Origin of the sequence: Stenotrophomonas sp. SrG, from assembly GCF_050031795.1 — a bacterium.
In the GTDB taxonomy this organism is placed as follows: Bacteria; Pseudomonadota; Gammaproteobacteria; order Xanthomonadales; family Xanthomonadaceae; genus Stenotrophomonas; species Stenotrophomonas rhizophila_A.
Map to the genome: position 1 here is coordinate 1 of NZ_JBNBBE010001026.1, position 241 is coordinate 241.

1 pseudogene is annotated in these 241 nt (G+C 68.9%); it reads left to right on the plus strand.

Annotated elements, in window-relative coordinates:
* Window positions 1–179, plus strand: a pseudogene (locus ACQG3P_RS22600) (Xaa-Pro aminopeptidase); the annotation flags it as partial.
* Window positions 180–241 lie beyond the last annotated feature (62 nt).

The window sequence follows — 241 nt, forward strand, 5'->3', positions numbered from 1 at the left end:
CCAACGAACCGGGACTGTACAACAGCGCCGACGACCGCAGCGGGGTAGCGCGCTTGCGCGGCATCGGCCTTCGCACCGAGGAGGACGAAGAGGTCACCGACAGCGGGCATCACGTGCTGACAGCGGGGTTGGCGCGAGGTGCTGATGAGATTGAAGCGGAGATGGCTGCTAGTCGCTGACTGGAGGGTTTGCGCTTTGTGCAGCGTGGCGGGTGGGACGGGGCGGGGGGGGCGGCGGGGGG